The organism is Myxococcus virescens (assembly GCF_900101905.1).
GTDB classification, from domain to species: Bacteria; Myxococcota; Myxococcia; order Myxococcales; family Myxococcaceae; genus Myxococcus; species Myxococcus virescens.
This window is the reverse complement of the sequence record NZ_FNAJ01000002.1, coordinates 457,804-483,447: the sequence shown is the minus strand read 5'-3', so window position 1 is coordinate 483,447 and position 25,644 is coordinate 457,804. Positions and strand designations below refer to the sequence as shown.

The 25,644-nt window shown below is 69.7% G+C and carries 27 protein-coding genes; 10 read left to right on the top strand and 17 right to left on the bottom strand.

The annotated features are described in order from the left end of the window. Complete coding sequence (locus BLU09_RS08705) at positions 1 to 1,587, bottom strand: MXAN_6640 family putative metalloprotease (RefSeq protein ID WP_244171547.1); 1,587 nt, start codon at positions 1,585 to 1,587, stop codon at positions 1 to 3. Further along, positions 1,584 to 2,504: an HmuY family protein gene (locus BLU09_RS08700; RefSeq protein WP_244171546.1), complete on the bottom strand. Its 921-nt coding sequence runs from the start codon at positions 2,502 to 2,504 to the stop codon at positions 1,584 to 1,586. The genes BLU09_RS08705 and BLU09_RS08700 overlap by 4 nt, the downstream gene beginning before the upstream one ends. Before the next feature lie 415 nt (positions 2,505 to 2,919). Here BLU09_RS08700 and BLU09_RS39855 point away from each other — a divergent pair, with 415 nt between their 5' ends. After that, a complete protein-coding gene (locus tag BLU09_RS39855; RefSeq protein WP_141618859.1) occupies positions 2,920 to 3,042 on the top strand; it encodes a siderophore-interacting protein in 123 nt (40 codons plus the stop codon). Positions 3,043 to 3,614: 572 nt separating this feature from the next. Here the strand turns inward: BLU09_RS39855 and modC are convergent. The 3 genes from modC to modA are packed head-to-tail and all read right to left on the bottom strand — an operon-like array spanning position 3,615 to position 6,114. After that, the gene (gene modC, locus BLU09_RS08695) at positions 3,615 to 4,685 is read right to left on the bottom strand and encodes a molybdenum ABC transporter ATP-binding protein (protein ID WP_090488128.1); all 1,071 of its coding nucleotides are present in this window, start codon (positions 4,683 to 4,685) and stop codon (positions 3,615 to 3,617) included. Further along, positions 4,682 to 5,335 carry a molybdate ABC transporter permease subunit gene (modB, locus tag BLU09_RS08690; RefSeq protein WP_244171545.1) on the bottom strand — a complete coding sequence of 218 codons (654 nt, stop codon included), beginning with the start codon at positions 5,333 to 5,335 and terminating at the stop codon, positions 4,682 to 4,684. Before modB ends, modC begins: the two co-directional genes overlap by 4 nt. Before the next feature lie 20 nt (positions 5,336 to 5,355). After that, on the bottom strand, positions 5,356 to 6,114 hold the full coding sequence (modA, locus tag BLU09_RS08685; protein ID WP_090488124.1) for a molybdate ABC transporter substrate-binding protein: 759 nt from the start codon (positions 6,112 to 6,114) through the stop codon (positions 5,356 to 5,358). 96 nt (positions 6,115 to 6,210) lie between these two features. Between modA and BLU09_RS08680 the strand changes: the two genes are divergently transcribed. After that, positions 6,211 to 6,720 (top strand): MarR family winged helix-turn-helix transcriptional regulator, encoded by a 510-nt coding sequence (locus BLU09_RS08680; protein WP_090488122.1) that lies wholly within the window; start codon positions 6,211 to 6,213, stop codon positions 6,718 to 6,720. A gap of 116 nt (positions 6,721 to 6,836) precedes the next feature. Next, positions 6,837 to 8,375 (top strand): trypsin-like peptidase domain-containing protein, encoded by a 1,539-nt coding sequence (locus tag BLU09_RS08675; RefSeq protein ID WP_244171544.1) that lies wholly within the window; start codon positions 6,837 to 6,839, stop codon positions 8,373 to 8,375. Here BLU09_RS08675 and BLU09_RS08670 read toward each other — a convergent pair. Beyond that, on the bottom strand, positions 8,356 to 8,988 hold the full coding sequence (locus tag BLU09_RS08670) for a YdcF family protein (RefSeq protein WP_090488118.1): 633 nt from the start codon (positions 8,986 to 8,988) through the stop codon (positions 8,356 to 8,358). The two genes, BLU09_RS08675 and BLU09_RS08670, sit on opposite strands and share 20 nt — an antisense overlap. A gap of 301 nt (positions 8,989 to 9,289) precedes the next feature. On the opposite strand from BLU09_RS08670, the gene BLU09_RS08665 reads away from it, so the two are divergent. Beyond that, positions 9,290 to 9,676 (top strand): hypothetical protein, encoded by a 387-nt coding sequence (locus tag BLU09_RS08665; protein ID WP_163884335.1) that lies wholly within the window; start codon positions 9,290 to 9,292, stop codon positions 9,674 to 9,676. 116 nt (positions 9,677 to 9,792) lie between these two features. Next, positions 9,793 to 10,344 carry a hypothetical protein gene (locus BLU09_RS08660; protein ID WP_090488116.1) on the top strand — a complete coding sequence of 184 codons (552 nt, stop codon included), beginning with the start codon at positions 9,793 to 9,795 and terminating at the stop codon, positions 10,342 to 10,344. Positions 10,345 to 10,368: 24 nt separating this feature from the next. On the opposite strand, the gene BLU09_RS08655 is transcribed toward BLU09_RS08660, so the two are convergent. After that, on the bottom strand, positions 10,369 to 11,232 hold the full coding sequence (locus tag BLU09_RS08655) for an endonuclease/exonuclease/phosphatase family protein (RefSeq protein WP_090488114.1): 864 nt from the start codon (positions 11,230 to 11,232) through the stop codon (positions 10,369 to 10,371). A 273-nt stretch (positions 11,233 to 11,505) separates the two neighbouring features. Here BLU09_RS08655 and BLU09_RS08645 point away from each other — a divergent pair, with 273 nt between their 5' ends. Beyond that, complete coding sequence (locus tag BLU09_RS08645) at positions 11,506 to 11,727, top strand: hypothetical protein (RefSeq protein ID WP_090488110.1); 222 nt, start codon at positions 11,506 to 11,508, stop codon at positions 11,725 to 11,727. Between the two features lie 38 nt (positions 11,728 to 11,765). Here BLU09_RS08645 and BLU09_RS08640 read toward each other — a convergent pair whose 3' ends face one another. From BLU09_RS08640 to BLU09_RS08630, 3 genes are all read right to left on the bottom strand, one after another. Then, a complete protein-coding gene (locus BLU09_RS08640; RefSeq protein ID WP_090488108.1) occupies positions 11,766 to 12,380 on the bottom strand; it encodes an MXAN_6652 family MXYO-CTERM-anchored protein in 615 nt (204 codons plus the stop codon). A 72-nt stretch (positions 12,381 to 12,452) separates the two neighbouring features. Further along, positions 12,453 to 13,190 (bottom strand): TetR/AcrR family transcriptional regulator, encoded by a 738-nt coding sequence (locus BLU09_RS39850; protein ID WP_090488106.1) that lies wholly within the window; start codon positions 13,188 to 13,190, stop codon positions 12,453 to 12,455. Beyond that, complete coding sequence (locus tag BLU09_RS08630; RefSeq protein WP_090488104.1) at positions 13,171 to 13,845, bottom strand: DUF4336 domain-containing protein; 675 nt, start codon at positions 13,843 to 13,845, stop codon at positions 13,171 to 13,173. The genes BLU09_RS39850 and BLU09_RS08630 overlap by 20 nt, the downstream gene beginning before the upstream one ends. Before the next feature lie 159 nt (positions 13,846 to 14,004). Between BLU09_RS08630 and proS the strand changes: the two genes are divergently transcribed. The 4 genes from proS (at position 14,005) to BLU09_RS08610 (ending at position 19,005) form a co-directional block, all read left to right on the top strand. Next, entirely contained in the window at positions 14,005 to 15,456 is a 1,452-nt protein-coding gene (gene proS / locus BLU09_RS08625; protein WP_011556580.1) for a proline--tRNA ligase, read from the top strand. A 180-nt stretch (positions 15,457 to 15,636) separates the two neighbouring features. After that, positions 15,637 to 16,194 (top strand): RNA 2',3'-cyclic phosphodiesterase, encoded by a 558-nt coding sequence (thpR, locus tag BLU09_RS08620; protein ID WP_090488102.1) that lies wholly within the window; start codon positions 15,637 to 15,639, stop codon positions 16,192 to 16,194. Positions 16,195 to 16,273: 79 nt separating this feature from the next. Continuing rightward, complete coding sequence (locus tag BLU09_RS08615) at positions 16,274 to 16,891, top strand: YiiX family permuted papain-like enzyme (RefSeq protein ID WP_090488100.1); 618 nt, start codon at positions 16,274 to 16,276, stop codon at positions 16,889 to 16,891. 53 nt (positions 16,892 to 16,944) lie between these two features. Further along, on the top strand, positions 16,945 to 19,005 hold the full coding sequence (locus tag BLU09_RS08610; RefSeq protein ID WP_090488099.1) for a putative metal-binding motif-containing protein: 2,061 nt from the start codon (positions 16,945 to 16,947) through the stop codon (positions 19,003 to 19,005). A 6-nt stretch (positions 19,006 to 19,011) separates the two neighbouring features. Here BLU09_RS08610 and BLU09_RS08605 read toward each other — a convergent pair whose 3' ends face one another. The 7 genes from BLU09_RS08605 to BLU09_RS08575 form a co-directional block, all read right to left on the bottom strand. Continuing rightward, a complete protein-coding gene (locus BLU09_RS08605; RefSeq protein WP_090488097.1) occupies positions 19,012 to 19,779 on the bottom strand; it encodes a methyltransferase domain-containing protein in 768 nt (255 codons plus the stop codon). Positions 19,780 to 19,880: 101 nt separating this feature from the next. Beyond that, positions 19,881 to 20,627 (bottom strand): hypothetical protein, encoded by a 747-nt coding sequence (locus BLU09_RS08600; RefSeq protein ID WP_228558204.1) that lies wholly within the window; start codon positions 20,625 to 20,627, stop codon positions 19,881 to 19,883. Positions 20,628 to 20,778: 151 nt separating this feature from the next. Continuing rightward, entirely contained in the window at positions 20,779 to 21,534 is a 756-nt protein-coding gene (locus BLU09_RS08595) for an ABC transporter ATP-binding protein (RefSeq protein WP_090488093.1), read from the bottom strand. Continuing rightward, positions 21,531 to 22,415, bottom strand: a complete 885-nt coding sequence (locus tag BLU09_RS08590) for an ABC transporter ATP-binding protein (RefSeq protein ID WP_011556587.1) — start codon at positions 22,413 to 22,415, stop codon at positions 21,531 to 21,533. Before BLU09_RS08590 ends, BLU09_RS08595 begins: the two co-directional genes overlap by 4 nt. Next, the gene (locus tag BLU09_RS08585) at positions 22,412 to 23,476 is read right to left on the bottom strand and encodes a branched-chain amino acid ABC transporter permease (RefSeq protein ID WP_090488091.1); all 1,065 of its coding nucleotides are present in this window, start codon (positions 23,474 to 23,476) and stop codon (positions 22,412 to 22,414) included. Before BLU09_RS08585 ends, BLU09_RS08590 begins: the two co-directional genes overlap by 4 nt. After that, positions 23,476 to 24,396 (bottom strand): branched-chain amino acid ABC transporter permease, encoded by a 921-nt coding sequence (locus BLU09_RS08580; protein ID WP_011556589.1) that lies wholly within the window; start codon positions 24,394 to 24,396, stop codon positions 23,476 to 23,478. Before BLU09_RS08580 ends, BLU09_RS08585 begins: the two co-directional genes overlap by 1 nt. Next, positions 24,396 to 25,601: an ABC transporter substrate-binding protein gene (locus BLU09_RS08575; RefSeq protein WP_090488089.1), complete on the bottom strand. Its 1,206-nt coding sequence runs from the start codon at positions 25,599 to 25,601 to the stop codon at positions 24,396 to 24,398. Before BLU09_RS08575 ends, BLU09_RS08580 begins: the two co-directional genes overlap by 1 nt. Positions 25,602 to 25,644 lie beyond the last annotated feature (43 nt).

Sequence of the window (25,644 nt, the reverse complement as noted above, 5' to 3'; positions counted from 1 at the left end):
TCAACGCCGGATGAAGGCCGCCACCAGGAACAGGAGCAGCGCCCACGTCAGCCCGCCCGGTGCCGACGAACAGCCACCCTCGTCACGCGGAGGCGGAGGCGGGGGTTCACCTGGCACACCCGCGTCGGCACCACCGTCCAGGTCTCCTCCTGGACCTGCGTCGACGCCGCCATCCGGCTCACCGCCCACGCCCCCGTCCAGTTCGACCCCACCGTCCGGGTCGGGCGGTGGCACGGCGGCGCAGGGCGCGCCGGAGTCCTCCCCGGAGATGCACAGCCGCCCATAGCGGCCCAGGCCTTCGCGCCGTCCGTCCACCACGGCGACGATGACGTGCGTGGCGTCCTCGGCGTCCACGTGAGCGGACAGGGTCCCCACGCCGTCCGCACGTGCGACGCGCAGCACCTGCGTCGGCGTCACCGCGGCCACCAGCAGGTGGATGGCGGGAGCGTCCTCGCCCTCGGTGGGCTCGAAGGAGGCGGTGACAGATGACATTCCACCTTCCACCTCGAAGTAGCGCGTCGACGCGGCCGCCACCCGCACGGACGGCTCCGTCACTGGCAGCGTGCGTGGCGCGACGGACAGCGGCGCATAGCCCTCACCGTTCTCATAACCCGCGCCCTGTGCCCGGCGCGGTCCGGTGGCCAGGTTCCACAGGGCGAACTCCGCGAAGGCGGTGTCGAAGTCAGCGCCCCAGTCGCGCTGTAGCGCCGTCTCCACCAGCACCGGCCAGCGGACCGACGGCGTCACGACGCTTTCCTCCCACAGCGAGCGCACCACCCCATCCCCGAAGCGCTCGCCCAGGAACTGGAAGTAGATGCTCGTGCCATAGCTGAAGGACACCGCCGGCCCTTCCGGGTCCAGCACCAGGGTGCGGTCCGGACGCGACAGGTACGCGGCGGTGAATCGCTCCAGGTCATCCAGCGCGGGCCGGTAGCGCTCACTGGCCCAGACCGCGGTGCCCTCCGATGCCACGCTGCCCAGGCCCGGGTGATAGGCCGCCTGCACCGCGTGGAAGAACTCGTGGCTGGCGAGGATGTCCACGGCCTCGTCATGGGACGGGTAGTTGTAGCCCGCGAAGTCGTTCTCCTGGAGCATGTGCCCGGTGCAGCGCGACGATGCCTCCAGACAGCCGTCCAGCCGGAAGGCCCCGTCCGCGATGCCACCGAAGTCCACCAGGTACACATCGAAGCGGCCGTCGCCGCCGTTGTCGCTCCCCACCCAGCCGTCATCCGGCGGCAGCCGGAAGCCCAACTCTTCATAGAAGGCGGCGACGCGGTCATACGCGGACGCGACGGTCTCCACCGCGTCCGGAACACCACTCCCGTCCGCGTCCGCCGCCGGTACGGCGTTGGAACCCGAACGGGAGAAGTGGATGCGGAAGAGTCCCCCAGGGGACACGACCGATTCCACCGCCTCGCCCTCGTCGAAGCGCGGCGGCATCGCCGAGGGCGAGGTGGGGCGCGCTCCCGCTTGCAGTCCCGCTTCCCACGTCACGAACGAATCGTGCCGTTCGTGCGGTTCGCGCGAAGCCTGCTGGACGGGTCCACACCCGAAAGGGATGAGCAGGAGCAGCGCCCGGAGCTTCATGGCAGGAAGGCCCACTTCACGCGGAGCTGCCCCGAGCCGCTCGGCGTCCCCGACGGCAGCTCGTTCGTCGCGTTGCAATGCTCCTGCACGGCCAGCTCATAGTAGGACGTCACCTCGAACTTCACGTGGCGCCCGTCCGCCAGTCGGATGATGAAGACATCCCCCGACATCTTCACGCAGCCCTCGTAGGACCAGAAGCTGCTCAGCGCCATCGTCGGCCCGGAGAGCCCCGAGTTGTCCGGGATGAACTCACACGTTTCGGTGTACCAGGCGTCGGACTGGAAGGTCAGGTCCGCCGGCACGGACGTCACGGTCTCGAAGCGGGTACCCGTGGGCAGCCGCGCCACGCCAATGCAGGACGGGCCGGACGTGCCGCCGTTCAGCCGGATGTAGTAGCGACGGAACGCGATGTCCCAACCGTGGTCGCCCAGCGACGTCTGGTCGTCGATGTTGACCCGGGACAGGCCCTCGGGCGTGAAGCGAGCGTAGGTGTAGGACTGGTTCACCGTGAGGCCACCCGCGCGGGCATCGATGTACGAACGGAACTCGCCCGCCGGTGCCTCCTCCTCGAACATCGCCGTCGTCGACGGCGTCGTGAGCAGGTTCAGCCGATCGATGCTCTGCTCGCTGCAGGGCACGTCGCTCTGGCACAGCGGCTCCGTTCCCGCGTCCGCCTCGGGCTCCGTGCCCGCATCCGGCTCGGGCTCCGTGCCCGCGTCCGGCTCGGGCTCCGTTCCAGAGTCCGGCGTCGGGTTCGTCCCGGAGTCTGTCTGTCCGGCGTCGGGCACTGGGGTGGGGTCTTCATCAGACGAACCACAATTCACCAACAGGGCCAGCGCCATCGCCACGGCGGCCAGCACCCACAGGCCCTGCTTGCTGGCCTTCGTGTGCATCGTTTCTTCGGTGTGAGTCTTCATCAACGGCCCTCTCCCTCGGATGGTGCGGAGCCGGAGACCACCCATGGCCAGGACAAGGCGCACACGGCGCAGTGCCATTCCGGCCTCCACGCGCGGCACCATAATTGATAACGATTCTCATATTCAATATTCGACCCATGAAATCATCGTCCTCCTGAACCGCCCATGCCGGGAATGCCCGCAGTCCTCGCAAATACCCTCGTGCCGTGGTTCGCGAAGGCCACCCGCGTCACTTCGGTTGAGACGCTGGCACCTCGACTGCGCCGCGTGCGCTTCGAGGGCGAGTCGCTCAAGGGTGTCCGCGCCGAGCCCGGCCACGAAGTGGAGTTCCGTGTCGGCCCGACGGCCTTCCGGCACGACACGCCGTCACTGGTGGACACAGCGCGTGGAGCGCTCGAGGTCGTCGTCTTCTTCCATGGCCAAGGCCCCGGCAGCAGCTGTCGTCATGCTGCGCCAGGAACTGCTCGACCGACGCGGCTTCGCGAAGCGCGACGTGCGCAGCAAGGCTTACTGGCGGGACGGCAAGCGGGGCCTCTGATCGCAACGTGCGGATGAAGCGAGCAGGCGGAGACTGTTGAGCGCGAGGAGGTACCGCCTGCCATGTGCGGTACGCAATCTCTCGACCTGCGCGATCGGTCCATCGCAGCCTGGCAAGAGAGTCCCCCCCTCCTGGCGGCCATTTCTCCGCGCGATGCAGCCGGTGGGCTGGCCCACCGCGGCGACACAATCGCCCAGCCCTTTTGAAGCGCACCATGAGGCGAGCCGCCCCGAGGGCCGGGGCGCACCTCGGCAGCTTGCTGTTCGGAAATGTCGGGAGATTTCGCGGCGCAAAACCCCCGACATTTCCGAACAGCGAGCTACGGGAGTGACTCCGGCGCCCCTCGGCGCGAGGGGCCTCCGAGGGGCACGGTCCGTTCAGCATGAACTCCACCATGGAGGTGATGGCATCCGCGCGAGCCGTGCGCTCACGAGGCGTCCCCGCGCATGCACTCCTTGCGCGAACCGCTCCGTCTCGCTGTCGCTCGTCCTGCCCTGCCTGGCGTTCGCGCGGCCCACGGACGACTCGTCGCGACGGTTCCGTCTCTCAGCACATCTGAGCTGCGCGCTGAGTCAGCGCAGCCGCCGGCACGCGGACGTCTTCACCGCCAGGGACACCCGCGCGCCGGGCACCACGCCCAGCTCACGCACCGACGCGGACGTGAGCCACACCACCCAGCGCACGCCCGCCACCTCCACGGTGGCCGCGTCCTCGCCCGTCGCCACGGGCTCCACGTTCACCACCGTGCCCGCCATGACGTTGCGCGCGGAGACGCCCGTCAGCGGTTGAATGGACAGCAGGATGTCCGCGGCCGGCACGGCATAGGCCGCGCGCGTGCCCGGCGCCAACGCGGGCGAGTCCGGCACGCACAACGACAACCCACCCTGCATCCGAAGCCGCAACCCGCCGTCGTCCGGACGCTCCAGGACTCCTTCGAGGATGTTCTCCTCCCCTTCCCCTTCACCGGCGAGCAGTCCTCGCACCGCCGCGCCCAGCACCTCGGCCGCGGGCCCGGCCGCGCGGACCTGCCCCTGGTCCAGCAGCAGCGCCTCCCGCGCCAGCACGCGCGCCTCGCCCAGCTGATGCGTCACGTACAGCATCGGCACCCGGGCCTCGTCGCGCACGCGCAGCAGGTACGGCAGCACGCGTTCCTTCAGCGCCACGTCCAGCGCGGCGAGCGGCTCATCGAGCAACAACAACGCCGGGTCCGTGGCCAGCGCGCGCGCCAACGCCACGCGCTGCTTCTCGCCCCCGGACAGCGTGGCCGGGTAGCGGCGCAGCAGCGGCGCCAGCTCCAGAATCTCCACGGCCTCGTCCACCCGAGAGACCCGCCCCGGCCGCGCGCCAAAGCGCACGTTCTGCTCCGCCGTGAGATGCGGGAAGAGCAGCGCATCCTGGGGCACGTAGCCCATGCGGCGCTGTTCGGGCGGCACGTCGCTTCGGGCAACGCTATCCAACAACACGCGGCCATCCAGCACCACCCGGCCCCGGGCGCCGCGCCGCAGCCCCGCGAGCACCTCCAGCAGCGACGTCTTCCCGGAGCCCGAGCGCCCCATCACCGCCACCGACGCGCCATCCAGCCGCGTGCCCACCTCCAGCGTGAAGCGCGCCAGTGGCAACCGGATGTCCAGCTCCAGGCTCACGCGCGCACCCTCCGCCCACGCCGCCGCGTCACCGCCTCGGTCGCGAACACCGCCACGAAGGCGAGCAGCGCCGCCACGCCCGCCAGCCGCAGCGCCTCCGCGTCCCGCCCCAGCTGCGTGCGCTGGAAGATGGCCAGAGAGAGCGTCTGCGTACGGCCTGGGATGTTGCCCGCCACCAGCACCGTGGCGCCGAACTCCCCCAGCGCGCGGGAGAACGCCAGCAGCGCGCCCACCAGCACACCGCGCCAGGCCAGCGGCAACGTCACCCGGAAGAAGGCGCGCGTGCGCGAATCGCCCAGGGTGCGCGCCACCGCCACCAGCCGCGGGTCCACCTCCTCGAAGCCCGAGCGCGCCGAGCGCACCAGCAACGGGAACGCCATCACCGCGCTCGCCAGCACCACGGCCTTGGGCGTGAAGACGACCTCCAGGCCCCACGCGTCCAGCACGCGCCCCAACGGGCCGTTGCGCCCGAGCAACTCCAGCAGCACCAGTCCCACCGCCGTGGGCGGCAGCACCAGCGGCAGCGTCAGCACCGTCTCCACCACGCCCTTGCCTGGGCCCTCCCACCGCGCCAGTGCGTACGCCACCGCGAGCCCTGGCGGCAGGATGAGCAGCGTGGCCAGCGTCGCCACCCAGATTGTGAAGGACACCAACGCCGCGACGCCCTCCATCAGGGAGCCCGCGCGCTGGGAACGCCGAAGCCGTGGCGTGTGAAGACCTTCCGAGCCGCGTCCGACCGAAGGAAGCGCACGAATGCCCGCCCGGCCTCCGGCGCGGCGCCCTTCGTCAGCGCCGCCGCCGGATACACGATGCGCGGCACGTCCTGCTCAGGCACCTGGAAGGCGACGCGCACGCGCTTCGAATGTGCCGCATCCGTGGAATACACGACGCCTGCGTCCACGCGCCCCGTCTCCACCGCCGCCAGCGCGGCGCGCACATTGAGCGCCGGCACGACATTCGGCGCCAGCGCCTTCCAGAGCCCCGCCTTCACCAGCCACGCCTTGGCATACACGCCCGCGGGCACCGCCTCCGGGTCCGCCAGCGACAGCCGCTTCAACCCACGCAACCCAGCGGGTGAGGACGGCGCCGACTTCGCGTCCACCGGCACCACCACCACCAGCCGGTTGGACAGCAGGTCCACGCGCGTCGAGGGCGCGACCAGGCCCGCCTTCTCCACCGCGTCCATCTGCGCCGTGTCGGCGGAAAGGAAGACGTCCGCGGGCGCTCCGGCCACGGCCTGACGTGCGAGGTCGTTCGAGGCCCCCAGGGAGAACTCCACTGCGTGGCCCGTGGTCTGGGTGAAGGCCGGCGCCAGTTCCTGGAGCGCGTCCGAGGTGCTCACGGCCGCGAACACCAGCACCGTGTCGGCCTGGGCAGCCCCCCCCGACAACAGCGTGGAGACGGCACAAAGCAGGAACAGATGACGCATGGCGTAGCACCTCGCATATCCGGACAACCCGCGTCGCATTGTCGTCAGGTCCGCGTCCATCTGGACAACAGATTGACCCGCCCATGCGGGGCCGCTATGGGATACTCCGTGTCACGGAAATTCCACAAAGAGGATGAAGACGTTTCCGAGGACCTGGAGAAGCTCCAGAACCTGCTCCTCGCGCTGGGCCGGCGCAGTTCGCTCCGTGACCCCATCGCCAGCATGTGCGAACAGCTCCAGTTCACGCCACCTCAGGTTCACGCCATCCTCTGGCTCGGTCAGGACGGTCCGCTCACCATGGGCGAGCTGGCGCGCCGGCTGGGCGTCACGGAGAAGACCGTCACGGGCGTGGTGGACCGGCTGGAGCGCCAGGGGCACCTGCTGCGCGAGCGCAGCGCCACCGACCGCCGCGTCGTGCACTGCCGCCTGACGGAGGAGGGCCAGTCGACCTGGGAGCGGCTCAACCGCGTGGTCGTCCATGGCATGCACCAGTTCCTGGGCATCCTCGACGCGGGAGACCGCAAGGCCCTCTTCCGCATCCTGGAGAAGCTGGTGAAGCGCATGAGCGCCCCGGCCACGCCCACGCCGCGTGAGCCCGCGGGCTGACAGGAGGGCCCCCGGCGGGACCCCAGTCCTCCAGGCGGCCTGACAGGCTTCATGCCCGGGTGGTCAGCCCCCCTGCGTCGCGCGGCGGTCGCAGCTTGCGACAGGGGAGGAAGGCGATGAGGGTACACGCGCGCGGGGTGGCGGTAGGGGTGCTGCTGGGCCTGGTGGCCTGCCGGAAGGACACGGAGGAGCCGCCTCCTTCCACGGCGACCTCCGCACCGAAGCCGACCGAGCCTCCCCCGCTGCCCACCGGACGCGCCGTGGCGCTCGCCTCCGTCGCCCCCCTGGTGGCGTCCGTGAGTCCGGCCGTCGTCAACGTGGAGGTGCGGCTGGGCGCGCCCACGCCCGGCGAGACGAAGGACACGCCCTGGGGTGGTGACGGTCCCTCACCTTTCGGAGGCTTGCCGTTCGACGGTCCCCCTTTCGGCGACGCCCCCGAGGACCCGCTGTCTCCCTTCGAGGCGCCCTCGCCCTTCGCGCCGCCGGTGCGAGAGGGCATCGGCTCCGGCTTCATCATCGACGCCAGGGGACTGGTGCTGACCAACCACCACCTCGTGGAAGGCGCGGAGGCGATTCAGGTACAGCTCGCCGACGGGCGCGACCTGGCGGCGCGCGTGCTGGGCTCGGACCCGCTCACCGACGTGGCGGTGCTCCAGCTCGAACGCCTGGACGGCGGCAAGCCCTTGCCGGTGGTGCGGCTGGGAGATTCGGATGCGCTGCGTGTGGGGGACTGGGTGCTGGCCATTGGCAATCCCTACGGCCTGACGTCCAGCACCAGCCTGGGCATCCTCGCCGCGAAGGAGCGCGACATCGCGGCGGGCCCCTTCGACGACTTCCTCCAGACGGACGCCGCCATCAACCCGGGCAACTCCGGCGGTCCGCTGTTCAACCTGAGTGGCGAGGTGGTGGGCATCAACACGGCCATCGCCGGCGAGGGCTCGGGCATTGGCTTCGCGGTGCCCAGCAACCTCGTCAAATCGCTGCTGCCCCAGTTGGAGAAGAAGGGCGCCGTCACCCGCGGCTGGCTGGGGCTGATGGTGCAGGACATGACGCCCGATTTGGGCGAGGCGCTCGGCGCGCCGGTGCGGGAGGGCGCGGTCATCACCGACGTCACGGCGGAGACAGCGGCGGCCCGAGCCGGGCTGCGGCCAGATGACATCATCGTCGCCGCGGACGGACAGCCCATCGACTCGGCGGGCGCGCTCACGCGACTGGTGGCGCAGAAACCACCGGGCGCGGAGCTCACGCTCGCCCTCTACCGGGACGCGAAGAAGCGCGACGTGAAGGCGACGCTAGGCACGCGGCCCGACCTGGAAGGCGTCGCCAAGAAGGATCCGGCCGTCGGGGGCTCGCAGCGCCCCGCCGAGCATCGCGTGGGGCTGAGCCTGATGGACATGGACCCGGCGCTGGCGGAGTCCCAGGAGCTGCCGCCCTCCGGCGCCTTGGTGACGGAGGTGGCCCCCGCCTCCATGGCCGAACACGCCGGCCTGCTGCCGGGCATGGTGGTGGTGGAGGCCGAGAACAAGCCCGTGCGCGGCGCGAAGGACGTGGTGACGGCGCTGCGGAAGGCGAAGCCCGGCGAGTCCGTGCTGCTCCGCGTGGCCCTGCCGGGTGGCGCGCTGGAGCTGCGCGCGCTCACGGTGCCGGAGAAGTAGGCGCGCGCGCCAGCAGCACGCGGGGATGCAGGAGCAGCGCGACGGCCTCGCGCACCGTCCAATAGATGCGGTCGAACGTGTCCAGGTTGCGCTCGGTCTCCAGCGCCGGACTGGTGGCCACCTCCCAGCCATACAGCCGGAAGTAGTTGCGCGCGCGCAGCAGGTGATACGGGTCCGACACCACCACCACGCGCCGAGCCCCCAGCCCGCGCAGCACCTCCGCCGTGAGCCGGGCGTTGTCGTCGGTGGAGTGACTGCCCTCCTCCAAGACACACGCCTCCGCCGGGACGCCCATCCGCGTCGCCAGCGCCAGCATGGCGCGCGCCTCGGAGGGTGGGTTCACGCCCACGCCGCCGGAGAAGACGAGCCGGGGAGCCACGCCGCGGTGGTACAGCGCCACCGCGTGCTCGGTGCGCGCGCGCAACGCCCCGGAAGGCACGCCCCCGGGCAACACGCGCGCGCCCAGCACCACCAGCACGTCCGCGGGCGCGGCCTGGTCGCGCTGACCGAAGCGGTCCACCACCCAGGCGAGGCCGAAGACGCCACACGTCAGCACGCCCGCGCCCACCATCAGGAGCCGGAAGAGGCGCGCGGTGCGCGGCGTGAGTGACATGGGCGGCACCCTCCGCACGCTAGCCTGAAGTCGCCCCTCCGCCACCGCGCAATCCACGCCGATGCCTGGAGACCACACACCGGCGCGCCTTGCCGCGATGGCCAGCAAGAACTGCCGGGGTCGCGAGGATTTCCAGCGCGGGCGCGTCGCCTGAGCGCATGTCCCGACAAGCCATGGGAAGGCCCGGGGAATGAACCGCCTCTCGGCCGCGGCGCGTCGTGACCCGGCGCGTGCGCGGCATGACACGCGGGCCCGGGCGGACTGGACGTGGCCCCATGGGTGCGCTCCAATCCCCCGGGTGATGACTCCTGAAGACGCAACGAAGGCCCTGTCGGAAGTGGAGCTGGTGCCCTGCGCGGAGATGGCGCTGATGGACGCGCGGCGACTGGTGGACGCCTGCCTGGGCGCGGACGTGCCGGCGCTCGTGCATCGCGAGGCCTGCAGCAAGCCGGGATGCAGCCCGAAGTTCCAGGTGCTGGTGCGCCCCGAGGACGGCCCTCGCGTGGCCGCCCTGCTCCAGCAGCGGTGGATGGACAGCATCGAGCGCGAAGGCCTGGTGCCCATGGGACGCACCGCCGCTCCTGCGGCCCCCATCCCCGAGGACGGCGAGCCGCCCTGCCCGGCCTGTGGCACCGCCGCGCCGCTGCTGGAAGGCGCCTGTAGCGACTGCGGACTCCAGCTCGATTGAGGGACGGGCGGACGCGAGCGGTTGTCACATCACCGCTTCGTCTCATGAAACATTTGCAGCACACTGTGGCCTGCAAACCCAAACGCGGGGCGTCCGCGCCCCCGCGGAGAGCGTGAATGGAAGTCAAAGGCGTCGCTTTCCTGGCCCGGCAACAGTTGATGGTGCAGACCCATGGGGAGGCGGCCTGGAAGGCGTTCCTCACCCACTTCGCGAAGAAGGAGCCCTTCTTCTCCAAGCCCGTGATGCCGGTGTCGCGCATGCCGGCGGACGCTTTCCTCCGGCTCAACGACGAGCTGCTGGCGCGCTTCTACAACAACAACCCGAGCGCATATTGGCAGTTCGGCGTGAAGTCCGCCGAGTACGCCCTGGGCCAGGGCCAGCTCAAGGCGATGTTCAGCCAGGGTGACTTCCGGCGCTTCCTGCTGTTCACCCCCGGCATCTGGAAGGGCTACTTCACCGAGGGCGACCTCAGCGTGCTCCCCGGTCAGGGCCACACCGACCTGCACATCACCCACGTTCCCCGGCCACACCCCTACTTCGAGCTGTCCGTCATGGGCTTCGCCTCCGGCGGACTGGCGTACCTGGGCGCGCAGAACCTCGAGCACCAGGTGCTCAAGGGCTTCACGCGCAACGACAACGAAGTCCTGTACCGCTTCAACGTCGGCTGATGCCCGCGCTGGCCCGCGCCTCGTTCAAGGCGCGGTGCCGGTGGCCGCGCGCTCGGCGACCAGGGGCACGGCTTCCGGCTTCAGCCGCAGGTCCGCCACCACGGGGTAGTGGTCGGACACGTCCACGCGCAGCACCCGGCTGGCCACGGACGTGAAGGCATCACACGCCAGCACGTAGTCGATGCGCAGCGTGGGCAGGAAGAGCGGCAGCGGATACGTGCCCCCCGTGCCCCCGGTCGCCGCGGCGACGTCATGCAGGGCCCGCCGCAGCAGCCGCGTGGAGCGTGAATCCGGTCCGTCGTTGAGGTCCCCCATCAACACCTTGGGCCGCGAATCCTGCGCCATCAGCCGCGCCACGTAGGCGCTCTGCCGCACGCGGGTGTCGCTGTTGAAGGGCTGGCGGATGAGGTGCGTGAGGTAGACGCTCACCTCGCGCCCATCCACCTCCACCACCGCATGCGCCACGGTGCGAGGCTCCGCGCCGCGCGGCCCCGGCAGCGGATACTGCGCCAGTGCCTCCAGCGGGAAGCGCGACAGCACGGCGATGCCGTAGGCCCCGCCGAACAAATCCGTGGTGCGGAAGTGGGCGCGGTACTTCAGGCCGGTGAGGCGGGACAGCTCCTCCGTCTGGTCCAGGCCGCGCGCGCGGGTGGACCCCACGTCCACCTCCTGCAAGGCGACGACGTCCGGCACCGCGGCGCGAATCACGTGCGCCACGCGCTCCAACCCGCGGGCGCCGGACTGGATGTTGAAGGTCATCACCCGCAGCTCTCCCGGGGCGCGCCGAACGGCGGCGACGGACTCGGTGGAGGCGAGGTAGCCAGGGCCGGTCGCACACGCGAGCGGCCCCATCAGGAACAAGACGGGGAGGAGGCGGCGAACGCTCATGGGCAGAGGGGGCGCGATGTTAAGCCCCATCCGCGAACCTGTCGCCCTGCCCCCCAGGCTCGTCCGGAAGGCAGCCGGCCTGGCGGGCCATCAGCAAGCAGGCTGGCGAGGCCGTGCCCGCCCTCCACCGGGGGGGCCCGACCCAGGAGCCGACCTGCGTCCGGTCCAGGCCGCCCTTCCCCCTGCTCCATCCCACGCCCAACCTGTTCTTTCATGAAAACGACACTGGCATCCGATTCGTCTGGCCGGTCCCGCTGGCGCTCGTGGGCGCTGATGGCCATTCCCGCCGCCCTGCTGCCCGTGGGGCTCCTGCGCTACCGCGCCCGGCGCCGCTCACGCCGTCCGGCGCCCCTGCGCAGCGCCGTGGGCCTGGGGCTGGTGTCCGTGGCCATCCTGCGGCTGGCGGGCAACTCCCGGCGGAAGGTTCGACGGGTGCCGTCCTTCTCCGCCTTCCTGCCCGACGAGTTCACCGCGTCGGTGGCCTCCGGTCACTGACGGCGCTGTCGCGCACGGAGGCCTCCTTTCAACGAGGCCTAGCGACGGCGGCGCAGGCGGGTGCCGAGCAGCACCAAGGCCGCGCCCAGCAATGGGATGCCGCCCGCGGCGGCGCAGCCACCGCCGTCATCACCACCGTCGCCGCCGCCAGTCGCCACGTTGACGTTGAGCGTGGTGGCCGCGGAGGCGTCTCCCTGGTCGGTGCCGTTCTCGTTCACCGAGTTGCCCGCGCCGTACAGGGTGACGGTGCCGGGAGTGGACGGCGCCACCAGGGTGAAGTCGAAGCGGGCCTCGCCGCCGGAGAACGCCTGGATGTTCTTGTGGGTGACTTCCCCGCTCAGCTTGTACGAACCCGTGCCCGGGTTGAGCGTGCCGCCGTTGTCGCTCACCGCCACGTTGTAGCCCGCGCCGGCGGCCGGACCGCCCCGGACGACGAGCGTGTAGTTGCCGGTGGCGCCCGGCGCCAGCGTGGTGGGCCCTTCGATGGTCACCGTGGGCGCGCTGCCGCCGGTGTGGCACTCGGCACAGGTGAGGCTCGAGCCCTGCTTACCGCTTCGGCCACTGATGCCCATGGAATTGGCGAACGCGGAACCGGAGACAAGGCACGCCGACACAACGCCGGCAACTCCGAGTGATGCAAGGTACGACCGCATGAAGCCTCCAAAAAGGAACGACGGGAAGGAGGCTCTCTACATAGCGCGCCCCTCCCACCCTTCACAGCCACCCTAACGGCCGCTACTGCGCAGCAATACCGCACAGGCCTCGTCACGAAGTTGAGACAAGGTGAAGCGCGCTCCCACACCGGAGTGCTCCAGTCCGGCCCCCAGGGAAAGCACCCCGTGCGCCACGGTCCAGGCCAGGTTGGCCAGCCGACGCGGCTGGAGCCCTGGGGCCAGCCGGCCCGCGCGCGCATCCGCCTGGAGCCGCGCCTCCAGCAAGTCATTCAGCTGTCCACTCAGCGCCAGCACCCGCGATTGGTGCGCCTCGGATTGCCGCCCCGTCAACTGCGGCCACAGATAGACGACGCGAAAGCCGTCCAGGTCCTCCGCGTACAAATCCACCCGGGCACGAACCAGCGCGGCCAGGGCCTCCACGCCGCTGGCCGCGGCCGTCACCGCCGCCTCCAGCACCTTCACCTCGCGCTCCAGCCCCTCCACCGCCAGCGCCCCCACGAGGTCCTCCTTGGAGCGGAAGTAGTAGAACAGGGAAGGCTTGCTCAGGTCCGCCTCCGCCGCGACGGCCTCCAGGGTCAGTCCCAACACCCCGCCCCGAACCAGCACCGCCCGCGCGGCGACGAGGATGGCTTGACGGCGCCCCTCCTGACGCCGCGCCTTGCGGGCCTCGCGCTCGGAGGGCGCGGCGGTGGGAGCCGACGCGGGGGTGGGCGCGCCCGGTGGCGCGGCCGGGCGACGACGGCCCGGCGCGGGCTTGCGGCCACCGCCGCTAGAACCGGGCGAAGGCATTCCGCACCGCCTCCCGGCCGCCCTGCTCCACCACGTCACCGTGGCACACCACCACGCGCTCCACGTCCCAGGCCTGGGCCCGCGCCAGGGACGCGCGCACGGCCTCCCGGTCCTTGATGACGGAGCGGACCAGCATGGACGGCGCCAGCCGCTGCCACGCACCGCTCAGCTTCAGGTACATGCGGGTGAACCACGAACCCGTCCGGTGCACGTTGAACGCCAGGTCGGTGACGAACAACGTCTGGCTGGGGCGGTGGAAGAAGAGCAGCTCGTCCACCTTGGGCATCCCCTGGACGAGCACCTGGTCCAGGACGCCGGCCCAGCTGGCCTCGGCCGTGTCACCCAGCTCCAGGTCGATGCGCAGGTCCGGCCGCTTGCGCCGCAGCGCCGCGGGCGCGGCCACCTTCGCGTCGGGATAGGCCGCCGCCCAGTCCTGCACGTACAGGTGGTGCATCAGGTTGGGCGCCACCAGGAAGCGCACCGGCCCGAGCGCATCCACCGCCGCCCGCGCCTCCGGACTGAAGCGGACGGGCGAGTGGAGCCACAGCCCCCCATCCGGCAGGCGGACGGCCGTCATCCGGCCCCCCAAGTCCATTCCCCCGATGCGGAACTCCACCGCGAGCACGTGCACGTCGTCGGCCACCTGGCGAAACATGACTGCCTCCTGGATGCGGATTCAACCGGCGCTCATTATTCTGACCATTGGTCGAAAAACGCAATCCCGTCCAGGAAGGGACCCAGCGCCCGTCCGGGCGACGGGGCCGTTGATTTCCGGGTGGGCCCGGCGTAGGCAACCGTCCTCTTTCCACGACTTTTGAAGGGTGCTCCGCACATGGCCGAGAAGCTCACGCCCCGCGAGAAGGGCTTTTCCGAGTGGTACGTCGACCTGGTCCAGAAGGCGAAGCTCGCCGACTACTCGGACGTGAAGGGCTGCATGGTCATCCGGCCCAATGGCTATGCGCTGTGGGAGAACATGCAGCGCGTCCTGGACAAGATGTTCAAGGACCTGGGCCACAAGAACGCCTACTTCCCGCTGCTCATCCCCGAGAGCTACCTGAAGAAGGAAGCCGAGCACGTCGAGGGCTTCAACCCGCAGCTGGCCGTCGTCACCCACGCGGGTGGGTCCAAGCTGGAGGAGCCCTACGTCATCCGGCCCACCAGTGAGACCATCATCAACCGCAGCTTCGCCAAGTGGATCCAGAGCTACCGGGACCTCCCGCTGCTGCTGAACCAGTGGGCGAACGTGATGCGCTGGGAGATGCGCACGCGCCTGTTCCTGCGCACCACCGAGTTCCTCTGGCAGGAAGGCCACACCTGTCACGAGACGGAGGAGGACGCGGAGAAGGAGACCCGGCAGATGCTGGAGGTCTACCGGACCTTCGCCGAGGACTACATGGCGATGCCGGTCATGACGGGCCAGAAGTCGGAGTCCGAGCGCTTCGCCGGCGCGCTGCGCACCTACAGCATCGAAGCGATGATGCAGGACAAGAAGGCGCTCCAGGCGGGCACCAGCCACAACCTGGGACAGAACTTCGCCAAGGCCTTCGACACCCAGTTCCAGGGCCGCGACGGCAAGATGCACCACGTGTGGCAGACGTCCTGGGGCGTGTCCACGCGCCTCATCGGCGGCCTCATCATGACCCACTCGGATGACGCCGGCCTCATCGTCCCGCCGAAGCTGGCGGCCACGCACGTGGTCATCATCCCCATCTTCGGCAAGGCCTCCGACGCGGAGAAGGCGCAGGTGCTGGAGAAGACGAACGCGCTGGCCGCGGACCTGCGCAAGGCGGGCCTGGGCGTGGTGCTGGACGACGACGACACCAAGAGCCCGGGCTTCAAGTACAACGAGCACGAGCTCATCGGCACGTGTCTGCGCATCGAGCTGGGCCCCAAGGACCTGGCCAAGAACTCCTGCGTCATGGTCCGCCGTGACGTGCGCCAGAAGGAGTTCGTGTCGTTGGACGAGGCCGTGTCCAAGGCGCAGGCCATGCTGGACGCCATGCAGAAGGACCTGTTCACCAAGGCGAAGTCCTTCCGCGACTCGCACACCTTCGAGGTCAACTCCTACGAGGAGCTGAAGGAGAAGGCGGACCAGGGCTTCCTGCTGGCGCACTGGAACCTGGACCCCAAGGTGGAGGCGCGCATCAAGGAGGAGACGGGCCTGACGACGCGCTGCCGTCCCTTCGACCTCAAGCAGGAGCCGGGCAAGTGCGTCGTCACCGGCGAGCCTTCGCCGGGCCGCATCGTGTTCTCCAAGGCGTACTGAGCCCCAGTCACGTCAGGGCCGGCGGCAGGGCACGACACCGCCCGCCGCCGGCTCGAACTGGAAGGCGCCCCCGCGGCGCGCCTGGTGGCACCGGACACGAGCAGGGCGACACCCACCGGCTCCTCTGCTGAAGGGAATCGAAGGACTGTGTCTCGCCCACGATGTCAGGAGCCGTGAGCCATGCGCCTGTTCACCGCCGTCACCCTGGGGCCCGCCATCGAAGCGCGCACCACCGAGGAGTTGCACCGGCTGCGCCCCCTGGCCCCCCAGGCCCGCTGGGTGAAGCTGGAGGGCCTCCACCTCACGCTCGTGTTCCTGGGGGACGTGGATGACGCACGCCTGCCCGCGATTCACGACGCCCTGACGCCGATAGGCGCTCGGCATTCCCCCTTCGTGCTGTCTGTCGCCGGTGGCGGCGCTTTTGGCGCGCCCGCCCACCCACGCGTGCTCTGGGCGGATGTGTGCGGCGCCACGGACGCGCTGAAGGCCTTGCAGGCGGATACCGCCCGGGTGCTCCAGCCGCTCGGCTTCGAGCCCGAGCACCGCGAGTACACCGCGCACCTCACGCTGGCCCGCGCGAAGCACCCGCGCGGAGACGCTGCCCTCCTCGCATGCGTCCAGGCACTGAAGGACACGTCACTGGGCGAGGGGCGTGTGGACCAACTGGTGCTTTTCGAGAGCAAGGGCGGCCATTACCTGCCCCGACTGGAGGTGCCCCTCACCCGCGCGCTGGGGTAGCGGCCCCCTCGTGAGGGCTGGCATCCCGGCTGCACTCTCCGCACACCGGAAGCAGCCAAGCACCTGAAAGGACTCGTCAATGCGGTGGATGGTCATGCTGATGGTGTGGTTCGGCGCCCACAACGCGGTCGCGGCGCCACACGAGGGCCTGGAGGCCCGGTTGCAGACGGGAGACATCGTCCTGCACACCTCGCGCTCCTCGCAGTCACAGGCCATCCAGAAGGCCACGCAGAGCCCCCTGTCCCATGTGGGCATGGTGGAGGTGACCGAACAGGGCGCGTGGGTCGTGGAGGCCGTGCAGCCGGTGCAGCGAATCCGGTTCTCGAAGTGGAAGGCCCGGGGCGTGAAGGGCGGCATCCTCGTCCTACGCCCTCGGGAGCTGAGCGATGCGCAGCGCCAGCAGGCGGTGACGGCGGCCAAGGCGCACCTGGGCAAGCCGTATGACTGGCACTTCGGCTGGGGGGACGACGCGATGTACTGCTCGGAGCTGGTGCGCAAGGCCTACGCCCAGGGTGCAGGCGTAGAGTATGGGAAAATGGAACGGCTGGACTCGCTCCGTGTGAAGGGCCTGGAGCAGCAGCTCCGCGAACGTTACGGGAAGCGGGTTCCCCTGGATTTGGAGCTGGTGACGCCCGCCAGCATCGCCGCGGATGTACGCCTGGAAGTGGTCCACTCCGACTTCCCGTCCGCGAGGTAGGTGCGGACTCGCGAGGATGCAGCGGCGGGGCACGGACGCGATAGAGTGTCCGCATGCGACGTGTTCTGGTGCTCCTCCCTCTCCTCGCGCTGGCCGGCTGTAAGAAGGACGAAAGCCCTGGCGCTGCCAAAGTCACGGTGGACTACTCGGGCTTTGTGCCCGGCTGCGTGCAGGTGAACGCACGCGACGAGGGCAGCGGCAAGGAGCTCTCCACCACCGTTGCCGGCAAGGGCGATCGCTCCGGAGGCTCGCTGACGGTCGCGGTGATTGCGCCCGGCGGCTGGGGCTCGACCATCCAGGTGGAGGCGCGCGCCTTCGAGCAGACCTGTGAGGCCGCGAGCCCCGTGGTGACGCGGTCCACGTCCGTGACGCTGACGCCAGGAACCCCCGTCCTGGTGGCCCTGTCCCTCCAGGCGACGGATGCGGACGGCGACGGGTACGTCTCCGTGCTCACGGGCGGCACGGACTGCGACGACAACAACGCGAGCATCAACCCGGGCGCAACGGAGCTCTGCAACGACGTCGACGACAACTGCAACGGACAGACGGACACGGTGGAGCTGCGCCTGGGCCAGAGCTGCACGGAGGGCGAAGGCTGCGAGGGCGTCCGTGCGTGCGGTGGGAACGGCGAGGTCCTCTGCAACATGCCGCTGGCCGCGTATGCCTACCCTGACGTGGACCAGGACGGACACGGCGACCGGAACGCCGCTCCCGTCGCCTTCTGCGCCGGTATCCCGCAGGGCTATGTCACGGGTCCCGCGGACGACTGCAACGACAACAACGCCAGCATCCGGCCAGGAGCGACGGAGCGCTGCAACGGCGTCGACGACAACTGCAACGACGAGATTGACGAGACGTTCACCGACCTCGGCACGGCGTGCACCGCAGCCGCCCAGTGCGCCGGCGTCTACGTCTGCGACGCCTCGGGCATCGCCACCACCTGCCAGGCCACGACGACGCCCAAGGACTGGTTCCTGGACGGTGACGGAGACACCTTCGGTGATGGCACGGCCGTGACGTCCTGTGTCTCGCCTGGCGCGGGCTACGTCGAGGTTGGTGGTGACTGCAACGACGGCAACCCGTTCACCTACCCTGGCGCGACGGAGCTGTGCGACGGCCTGGACAACAACTGCGACGGGAATCCCGAAGGCCCCGAGGTCTGTCCGAGCGGCGGTGCCAACTGGGTGTCACGCAACGTGGGCGCGACCGACCAACAGTGGCGCTCCATCTTCACAGAGGTCCCAGGTGATGTGACCGCGGTGGGCAATCAGGGAGGCGTCGCGATACTCACGCCGAGCTCGACCACATTCCAGACCGATTCGACCAACTGCGGCGACATCAACAGGGGCTGGAACGCCGTCTGGACGGACATGGCCAACCAGGGCCGCCTCTACCTCGGCTCGTCGGGGGGCAGCCTTTCCTTCCTGGATAGGTCGCAGAATTCCTGCACCGAGACCCATTCCATGGGCCGATGGGCGCGTGGGCTCGTCGGAGTTCGGCACGAAGGAGTCCTGGAGATTCATGGGGTCACTGAGAACTCCGGAACGGTGGGCCAGGGGCTGACATTCAAGTGGACGGGAGGGACTGGCTCCAACTCGTTGTCCTTCGGCACCACCACAGTCAGGCCGCTATTCGACATCCATGGCCGCTCCCGTGCCGCGCTGTTCGCGGTGGGAGGCAACGACTCTGGAGGTAACCGAGGGCGCATCTACCGGTTCGCCCCAGCTGATGGGCAGTGGCAATCGGAGGTTATTGAGAACAGCATCTCCGATATGGGCCGCTTCCGCGGAGTCTGGGTGGTAAATGACAAGCTCGCCTTTGCCGTAGGTGAACGCCAGACCAATTCGAGCACTGTATTCCAGTGGAATGGCTCCACCTGGAGCAGGATGTCCCTTCCCAATACGCCCAATGAATCACTGACCTCCGTTGTCGCCTTCGGCGCGAAGTCGATCTACGCCACCGCCGAGACCGGCCGCGTCTACCGCTACGACGGCACGCAATGGCAGGTCATCTTCGAGGCCTCGGGCGCGATCTTCAACGACATCGCTGGCACCAGTCCCGCAGACCTTTGGATCGCGGGCAACAACGGCAAGATCTACCACTGGCCCCAGTAAACCGGCTCACGTCACCCGCCGCGCCACCACGAAGCGGCGGGTGAACGGGAACGGCGTCCCATACGGCTGCGCGGGATAGGACTCGCGCAGCAACGGGCGCAGCGTCTCCACGAAGGCGCGCGCCTCCTCCTCCCCGAGCGCCGCGAGCACGGGCCGCAGCGTCGTCCCCAGCAGCCACTCCAGCACCGCGTCCTCACCCGGGAGCACGTGCAGGTACGTCGTCTCCCAGGCCTCCACTGTCAGCCCCAGGGCGAACAGCCAGGACGCGTACACAGGCAGGGACTCCACCGACGAGCGCCGCACGGGCGCCAGGACAGAAGCGAAGCGCGGCAAGGCCCGCACCTCGTCGACTCGCCGGTGCGAAGGCGCCTCGAAGTTGGCCGGCACCTGGAAGGCCAGCACCCCGCCGGGCGCCAGCTTCGCCACCAACCGCCCGAGCAGCACCTCGTGGTCCGGCAGCCAATGCAGCGCCGCATTGGACACGAGCACGTCCAGCGGCGCGGGAGGCTCCCAGTCCGCGAGGTCCGCCACCCCGAAGCGCACCGAGCCCACGGACGCACCGCGACGGGCCGCCTCAATCATCTCCGAGGACGCATCCACACCGAACACCTGGGCGGACGGCCAGCGCTCGGCCAACACGCGCGTGAGGTCCCCGGTGCCACACCCCAGGTCCGCGACCTGGGAGGGCGACGCCGCGTCCACCCGCGACAGCAAATCGAAGAAGGGACGCTTCCGCTCGTCGCGAAAGCGTGAGTACTGCGCCGGGTCCCACATGGCGGCCTCCTGTCACGGGAGAGCCTAACGCCCAGGGTCCTTCAGCGCGGCATCGCGGGACACGCTCCCCAGAAAGGAAGCGTGTCCCCGGGGACAGCGGACTACTTGGCGCGGCGGCGACGGGCGCCCGCGTCCGGCGCGCTCCCGGCGTCCTCGCCACCCTCCACGGCGGCCCCGGTGCCGTCGGCCGCATCGGCCGTCCCGGCGTCCGTGCCCGCGTCGGGCTCCGGGAGCTCAATCTTCGGCGGCGGGTTCACCAGCGTGAGCGAGGTGAGGAACTCGTCCGCGCCCGGCGCGCCGATGCCCGCGTTGTAGACGGTGATGAGGTTGTAGACGCGCGGCCCCACCAGGAAGCTGCGGCCCTTCACCTCGCCGCTGGGCGACGCCAGCATGTACGCCTTGCCCGGGTAGCCATCCAGGGTGATGTCCTCGGAGCTCTTCAGCTCGCCCCCCACCTGCCCGGCGATGCCCTGGATGCCGCCGTTGATGAGCGCCTCGGCGGGCACCGTGGCGACGAACGCCTCCGGGTAGTCCACCGCGTTGACGATGTAGCTGACACCGCCCTCATTGGCCGCGTACGTGACGAGCGTGGCCTTGTCCGTCCGCTTCGGCAGGGCGGCCTCGCTGCGCTGCGCCTGCGGCGGGGGCCCCGGCAGCTTCACGGTGAAGCCCTCGGGGGCCTCCAGGACGTTGAACGCGACGGCGGGGGTCTCCTCTCCACCCTCGTTGGCGACCTCCTCGATGGTCGAGGTGGCTTCCCGGTTATCGGGCTTCTGCTGACCGGCGCACGCGGCGGCAATCAGCGACAGGGTGGCGAGGCTGGCGACAAGGCGGGACAACGGGGACATGGGCACACTTCCTGAGTGTGGTTGAACGCAGTGCGTCGACGGACGCTAGACGAACTTCCTGGTTGCTGACTACCCGACTTTGGGAGGGGAGCCAGTTTCATTGCGCGCCGGACTCTACCGGAGCGTCGGAGAGAGGACGTAGCACCCTCCACTACTCGCCGAGATACGCACGCCGGACCTCCGCGCTCTCCAGGAGCGCCTTGCCCGGCCCCGCCATCACGACCTCGCCCGTCTCCAACACATAGCCGTAGTGCGCGGCGTTGAGCGCCAGGTGGGCGTTCTGCTCCACCAACAGCACGCTCACGCCCGTGGCATTCACCTCGCGCAGGGTGCGGAAGATGGCCTCCGTCACCTGCGGCGCCAGCCCCAGCGAAGGCTCATCCAACAGCAGCAGCTGCGGTTTGCTCAACAGCGCGCGAGCAATGGCCAGCATCTGCTGCTCGCCGCCCGACAGCGTCCCGGCCATCTGCTTGCGGCGCTCCTTGAGCACCGGGAAGAGCGTGAAGCTCTTCTCCAGGTCCTGCTGGATGCCGGAGGTGTCCGTGCGCAGGTACGCGCCCAGCTCCAGGTTCTCCTGGACGGACATGTTGGGGAACACGCCCCGGCCTTCCGGCGCGTGCGCCATGCCACGCGGCACCAGCTGGTGCGCCTTCATGGCCGTGGTGTCGTGCCCGTTGAACTGGATGCGTCCAGCGCTGGGCTTGAGCATGCCGCTCACCGCGCGCAGGGTGCTCGTCTTGCCCGCCCCGTTGGCGCCGATGAGGGCCACCACCTCGCCCTTGCCCACCGTCAGCGACACACCCTTGAGCGCCTGGATGGCGCCGTAGTGCACCTTGATGCCGTCCACCGACAGCAGCGGCGGGAAGGCCTGGCGCTCCCCCAGCGTCTTCACCTGCGCGTCGCTCACGCCGCCCCTCCCTGGCTCTCCAGATAGCTGTCGCCCAGGTACGCCTCGATGACCTTCCGGTCACTGCGCACCTGCGCCGGCGCGCCCCGGGCAATCGTCTCGCCGTGGTCCAGCACGGTGATGCATTCGCAGATGCCCATGACCAGCTTCATGTCGTGCTCGATGACGAGCACCCCCAGCTTGAAGTCGTCCCGGAGCTTGCGGATGAGCACCATCAGGTCCGCCTTCTCACGGGTGTTCATGCCCGCCGCGGGCTCGTCCAGCAGCAGCACCTTGGGCTGCGTGCCCAGCGCGCGCGCGATTTCCAGCCGGCGCTGCTCACCGTAAGGCAGGTTGCGAGCCTCCTCGTCGCGGCGGTGCGACAGGCCCATGACCTCCAGCAGGTGCTCCGCCTGCTGCGTCAACTCCCGCTCCTCCTGCTGGAAGCGCGGCGTCAGCAGCAGCGCGCGCCACCAGTCGCGGTAGTTGATGAAGGCGCCCTTCATCTTCGCGCCCAACCCCACGCCTTCGGGGTGCAGCGCGCCCTGCGCCCGGCACGCCACCTTCACGTTGTCCAGCGCGGTGAGCGCGCGGAACAGACGGATGTTCTGGAAGGTGCGCGCCAGCCCCAGGTGGTTGATTTGATGCGGCAGCCACCCGTTCACCCGCTGCCCGCCCACGCGGACCTCGCCCTGGGTGGGCTGGTACACGCCGGTCAACACGTTGAACGCCGTGGACTTGCCGGCGCCGTTGGGGCCGATGAGCCCCTGCAGGTCGCCCTGCCGCACGGAGAGGTTGAAGTCCGTCAGCGCCTTGAGGCCGCCGAACTGGATGCTCACCCCGTCCGCCTGGAGCAATGGCGCTCCGGCCTCCGCCTTCGTCTCCTGCACGGCCGCGCTCACGCCAGCCCCCTGCGCTTGCGCGGAATCCACCGCGGCAGCACGTCCCAGATCTCCTTCGTCCCGAACAGGCCCTGGGGCCGCGCCAGCATCAGCGCCACCAGCAGCAGGCCGTACACGGGCATGCGAATCTGGTCCACCTTCTGCGCCAGGCTGCCTTCGGCCCCCAGCAGGGTGAACAGCGAGCGCATGCCTTCGGGCAGCAGCGTGAGGAACGTGGCCGCGACGATGGCGCCCGTCGTGGAGCCCAGGCCGCCCAGCACCACCATGACGACGATTTCCATCGACTTCACGAAGGTGAAGGAGCCGGGGTTGATGATGGGCACGAAGTGCGCGAACAGCGCGCCGGCGATGCCCGCGAAGAACGACGAGATGACGAAGGCGCGGACCTTGTAGCCCGTGGTGTCCACGCCCATGGCCTCGGCGGCCACCTCGTCCTCGCGGATGGCCCACAGGCTGCGGCCGTGGCTGGAGCCGGTGATGCGCCGGGCCACCAGCACCGTGAGGAACACGAAGAAGTACACCATGGCCGGCGATGACGTCTGGGGGATGCCGGACAGGCCCAGCGCCCGGCCGAACGCGTCCGTGTTCTGCACCACCACGCGGATGATTTCGCCGAAGCCCAGCGTGACGATGGCCAGGTAGTCCCCGCGCAGCCGCAGCGAGGGCAGGCCCACCAGGAAGCCGCACAGCGCCGCCGCCAGGCCGCCCACCAGCAGCGACGCGACGAAGAACACCTGGTCGCTGACCGCCACTGGCAGGAAGGAGAGCGCTACGTCCTTGAGGTTCAGCGACAGGACGCCGGAGATGTAGGCCCCCACCGCCATGAAGCCCGCATGGCCGATGGAGAACTGCCCCGTCATCCCGTTCACGATGTTGAGGCTGACCGCGAGGATGATGTTCACCCCCACCACCGACAGCAGGTAGGAGGCGAAGGGCGCGTCGCTCATCAGCCACTGGAACAGCGCCAGCACCGGCAGCGCCAGCAGCACGGGCAGCAGGCCGCGCAGCGACGCGGGGACGGCGGAGCGGGCCTCGGGGGCGGGAATCGCCGGAGTCTCCATCAGACCTTCTCCGCGGCGACGCGGCCGAAGAGACCGCCCGGCTTCACCAGCAGCACCAGGATGAGGAAGCCGAAGGCCACCGCGTCACGCCAGGTGCTGGCCGCGTAGCCCACCACGAACTCCTCCACCAGGCCCAGCACCAGGCCGCCCACCACGGCGCCCGGCACGTGGCCGATGCCACCAATCACCGCCGCCACGAAGGCCTTGAGGCCCACGTACAGGCCCATCAGCGGGCTCACCGACGTGTCCTTGATGGCGTAGAGCAGGCCGGCGCCCGCCGCCAGCGCGCTGCTCAGCATGAACGTCAGCGCGATGACGCGGTCAGTAGGAATGCCCATCAGCGCCGCCACGCGGTGGTCCCAGGACACCGCGCGCATGGCCCGGCCGAAGCGCGTGCGGAACACCAGGTACTGCAGGCCCACCATCAGCGCCACGGCGATGCCGAAGCTGATGACCTGCCAGTTCCACACCACCACGTCCCGGTCACCGATGACGAGCCACTCCACCGGCTCGATGACCTCCGGGAAGGCCCGCGGCGCCGCGCCCGGCAGGAAGCCGAGGTCCAGTTGGAAGCCGTAGGACAGCGCGAAGGAGATGCCGATGGCGGTGATGAGCGCGGTGAGGCGCGGCTTCTCCCGCAGGGGGCGGTACGCGAAGCGCTCGATGAGGAACCCGAGCAGCGCGCAGCCCAGCATGGCCACCGCGAACACGACGGCCACGCCCAGCAGGGAGCTGCGCATGTCGCGCCCGAGCGCGAACGCGGTGGCGTAGCCCATGTAGACGCCGACCATCATGACGTCGCCGTGGGCGAAGTTGATGAGCTTCAGGACGCCGTACACCATCGTGTAGCCCAGCGCGACGAGCGCGTAGATGGTGCCGGCGGCCAGGCCGTTGATGAGGTGCTGGAGGAGCTGCGCCATTAGGGATTGATGGTCGTGACGTACTGCGTCTTGCCATCCTCGACCTTGAGGACGACGGCGGACTTCACGGCGTTGCGCTGGGCATCCAGTGTCACGGTGCCCGCCACGCCCGGGAAGTCCTTCGTCTGGGCAATGGCGTCACGCACGGACGGGCCGCTCAGGTCCTTGGCGCGCTCCAGGGCGTCCACCGCCACGCGGGCCGAATCGTAGCCCAGCGCGGCCAGGGCGTCCGGCACCGCGCCGTACGCGGCCTTGTAGTCCGCGATGAACTTCTGCACGCGCGGATCCGGGTTGTCCGGCGAGTAGTGGTTGGAGAAGTAGCTGCCCTCGATGGCGCTGCCGCCCAGCTCGAAGAGCTTCTCGGAGTCCCAGCCGTCGCCGCCCATCAGCGGGACCTTGAGGCCCACCTCGCGCGCCTGGCGGGCGATGATGCCCACCTCGCTGTAGTAGCCCGGCACGTAGATGCCTTCCGGCTGCGACTTGCGGATGGCGGTGAGCTGGGCGCGGTAATCCGTGTCGCCCTGGCTGTAGCTCTCCACGGCCGTCACCTTGCCGCCCATCTCCGTGAACTTGCGCCTGAAGACGTCCGCCAGGCCAATGGAGTACGCGCTCTTGTTGTCCTGGAGCACCGCCACCGTGTTCAGCTTCAGGTTCTCCCGCGCGAACTTCGCCATCACGAAGCCCTGGAACGGGTCGATGAAGCACACGCGGAAGATGTAGTCGCCCTTGTCGGTGACGGTGGGGTTGGTGGAGGACGGCGTAATCATCGGCACGCCCGCCGCCTGCGCCTTCTCCGCCATGGCCAGCGAGTTGGACGACGCCACGTCACCGAGGATGAGCACGACCTTGTCCTGCGTAATCAGGCGCGTGGCGGCCTGGGCGGCCTCCTCGGGCTTGCTCTGGTTGTCGTAGACGCGGATGGACAGCTTCTTGCCCTTCACCCCGCCCGCGGCATTGGCCTCCTTGAGGGCCAGCTCGATGCCGTTGCGCGTGGAGATGCCGAAGGTGGCCTGGCCACCGGTGAGCGAGCCCACCTGCCCCAGCAGGATGGTGTTCGCGTCCACCGGAGCGCCCCCGGGCGCCGCCCCCTGCCCCTGCGCGGCCTGAGTACCTCCTTCACCCGAAGGAGCTGGCTGCGTCTTCTTCTCGCAAGCGGCCACCATGACGGCGAGCGCGGCGAGGAGCATCGGGGCAAGTCGTCGCATGCAGGGCTTCCCTTCTCGGAAACTGACACGGCAAAGCCCTGGT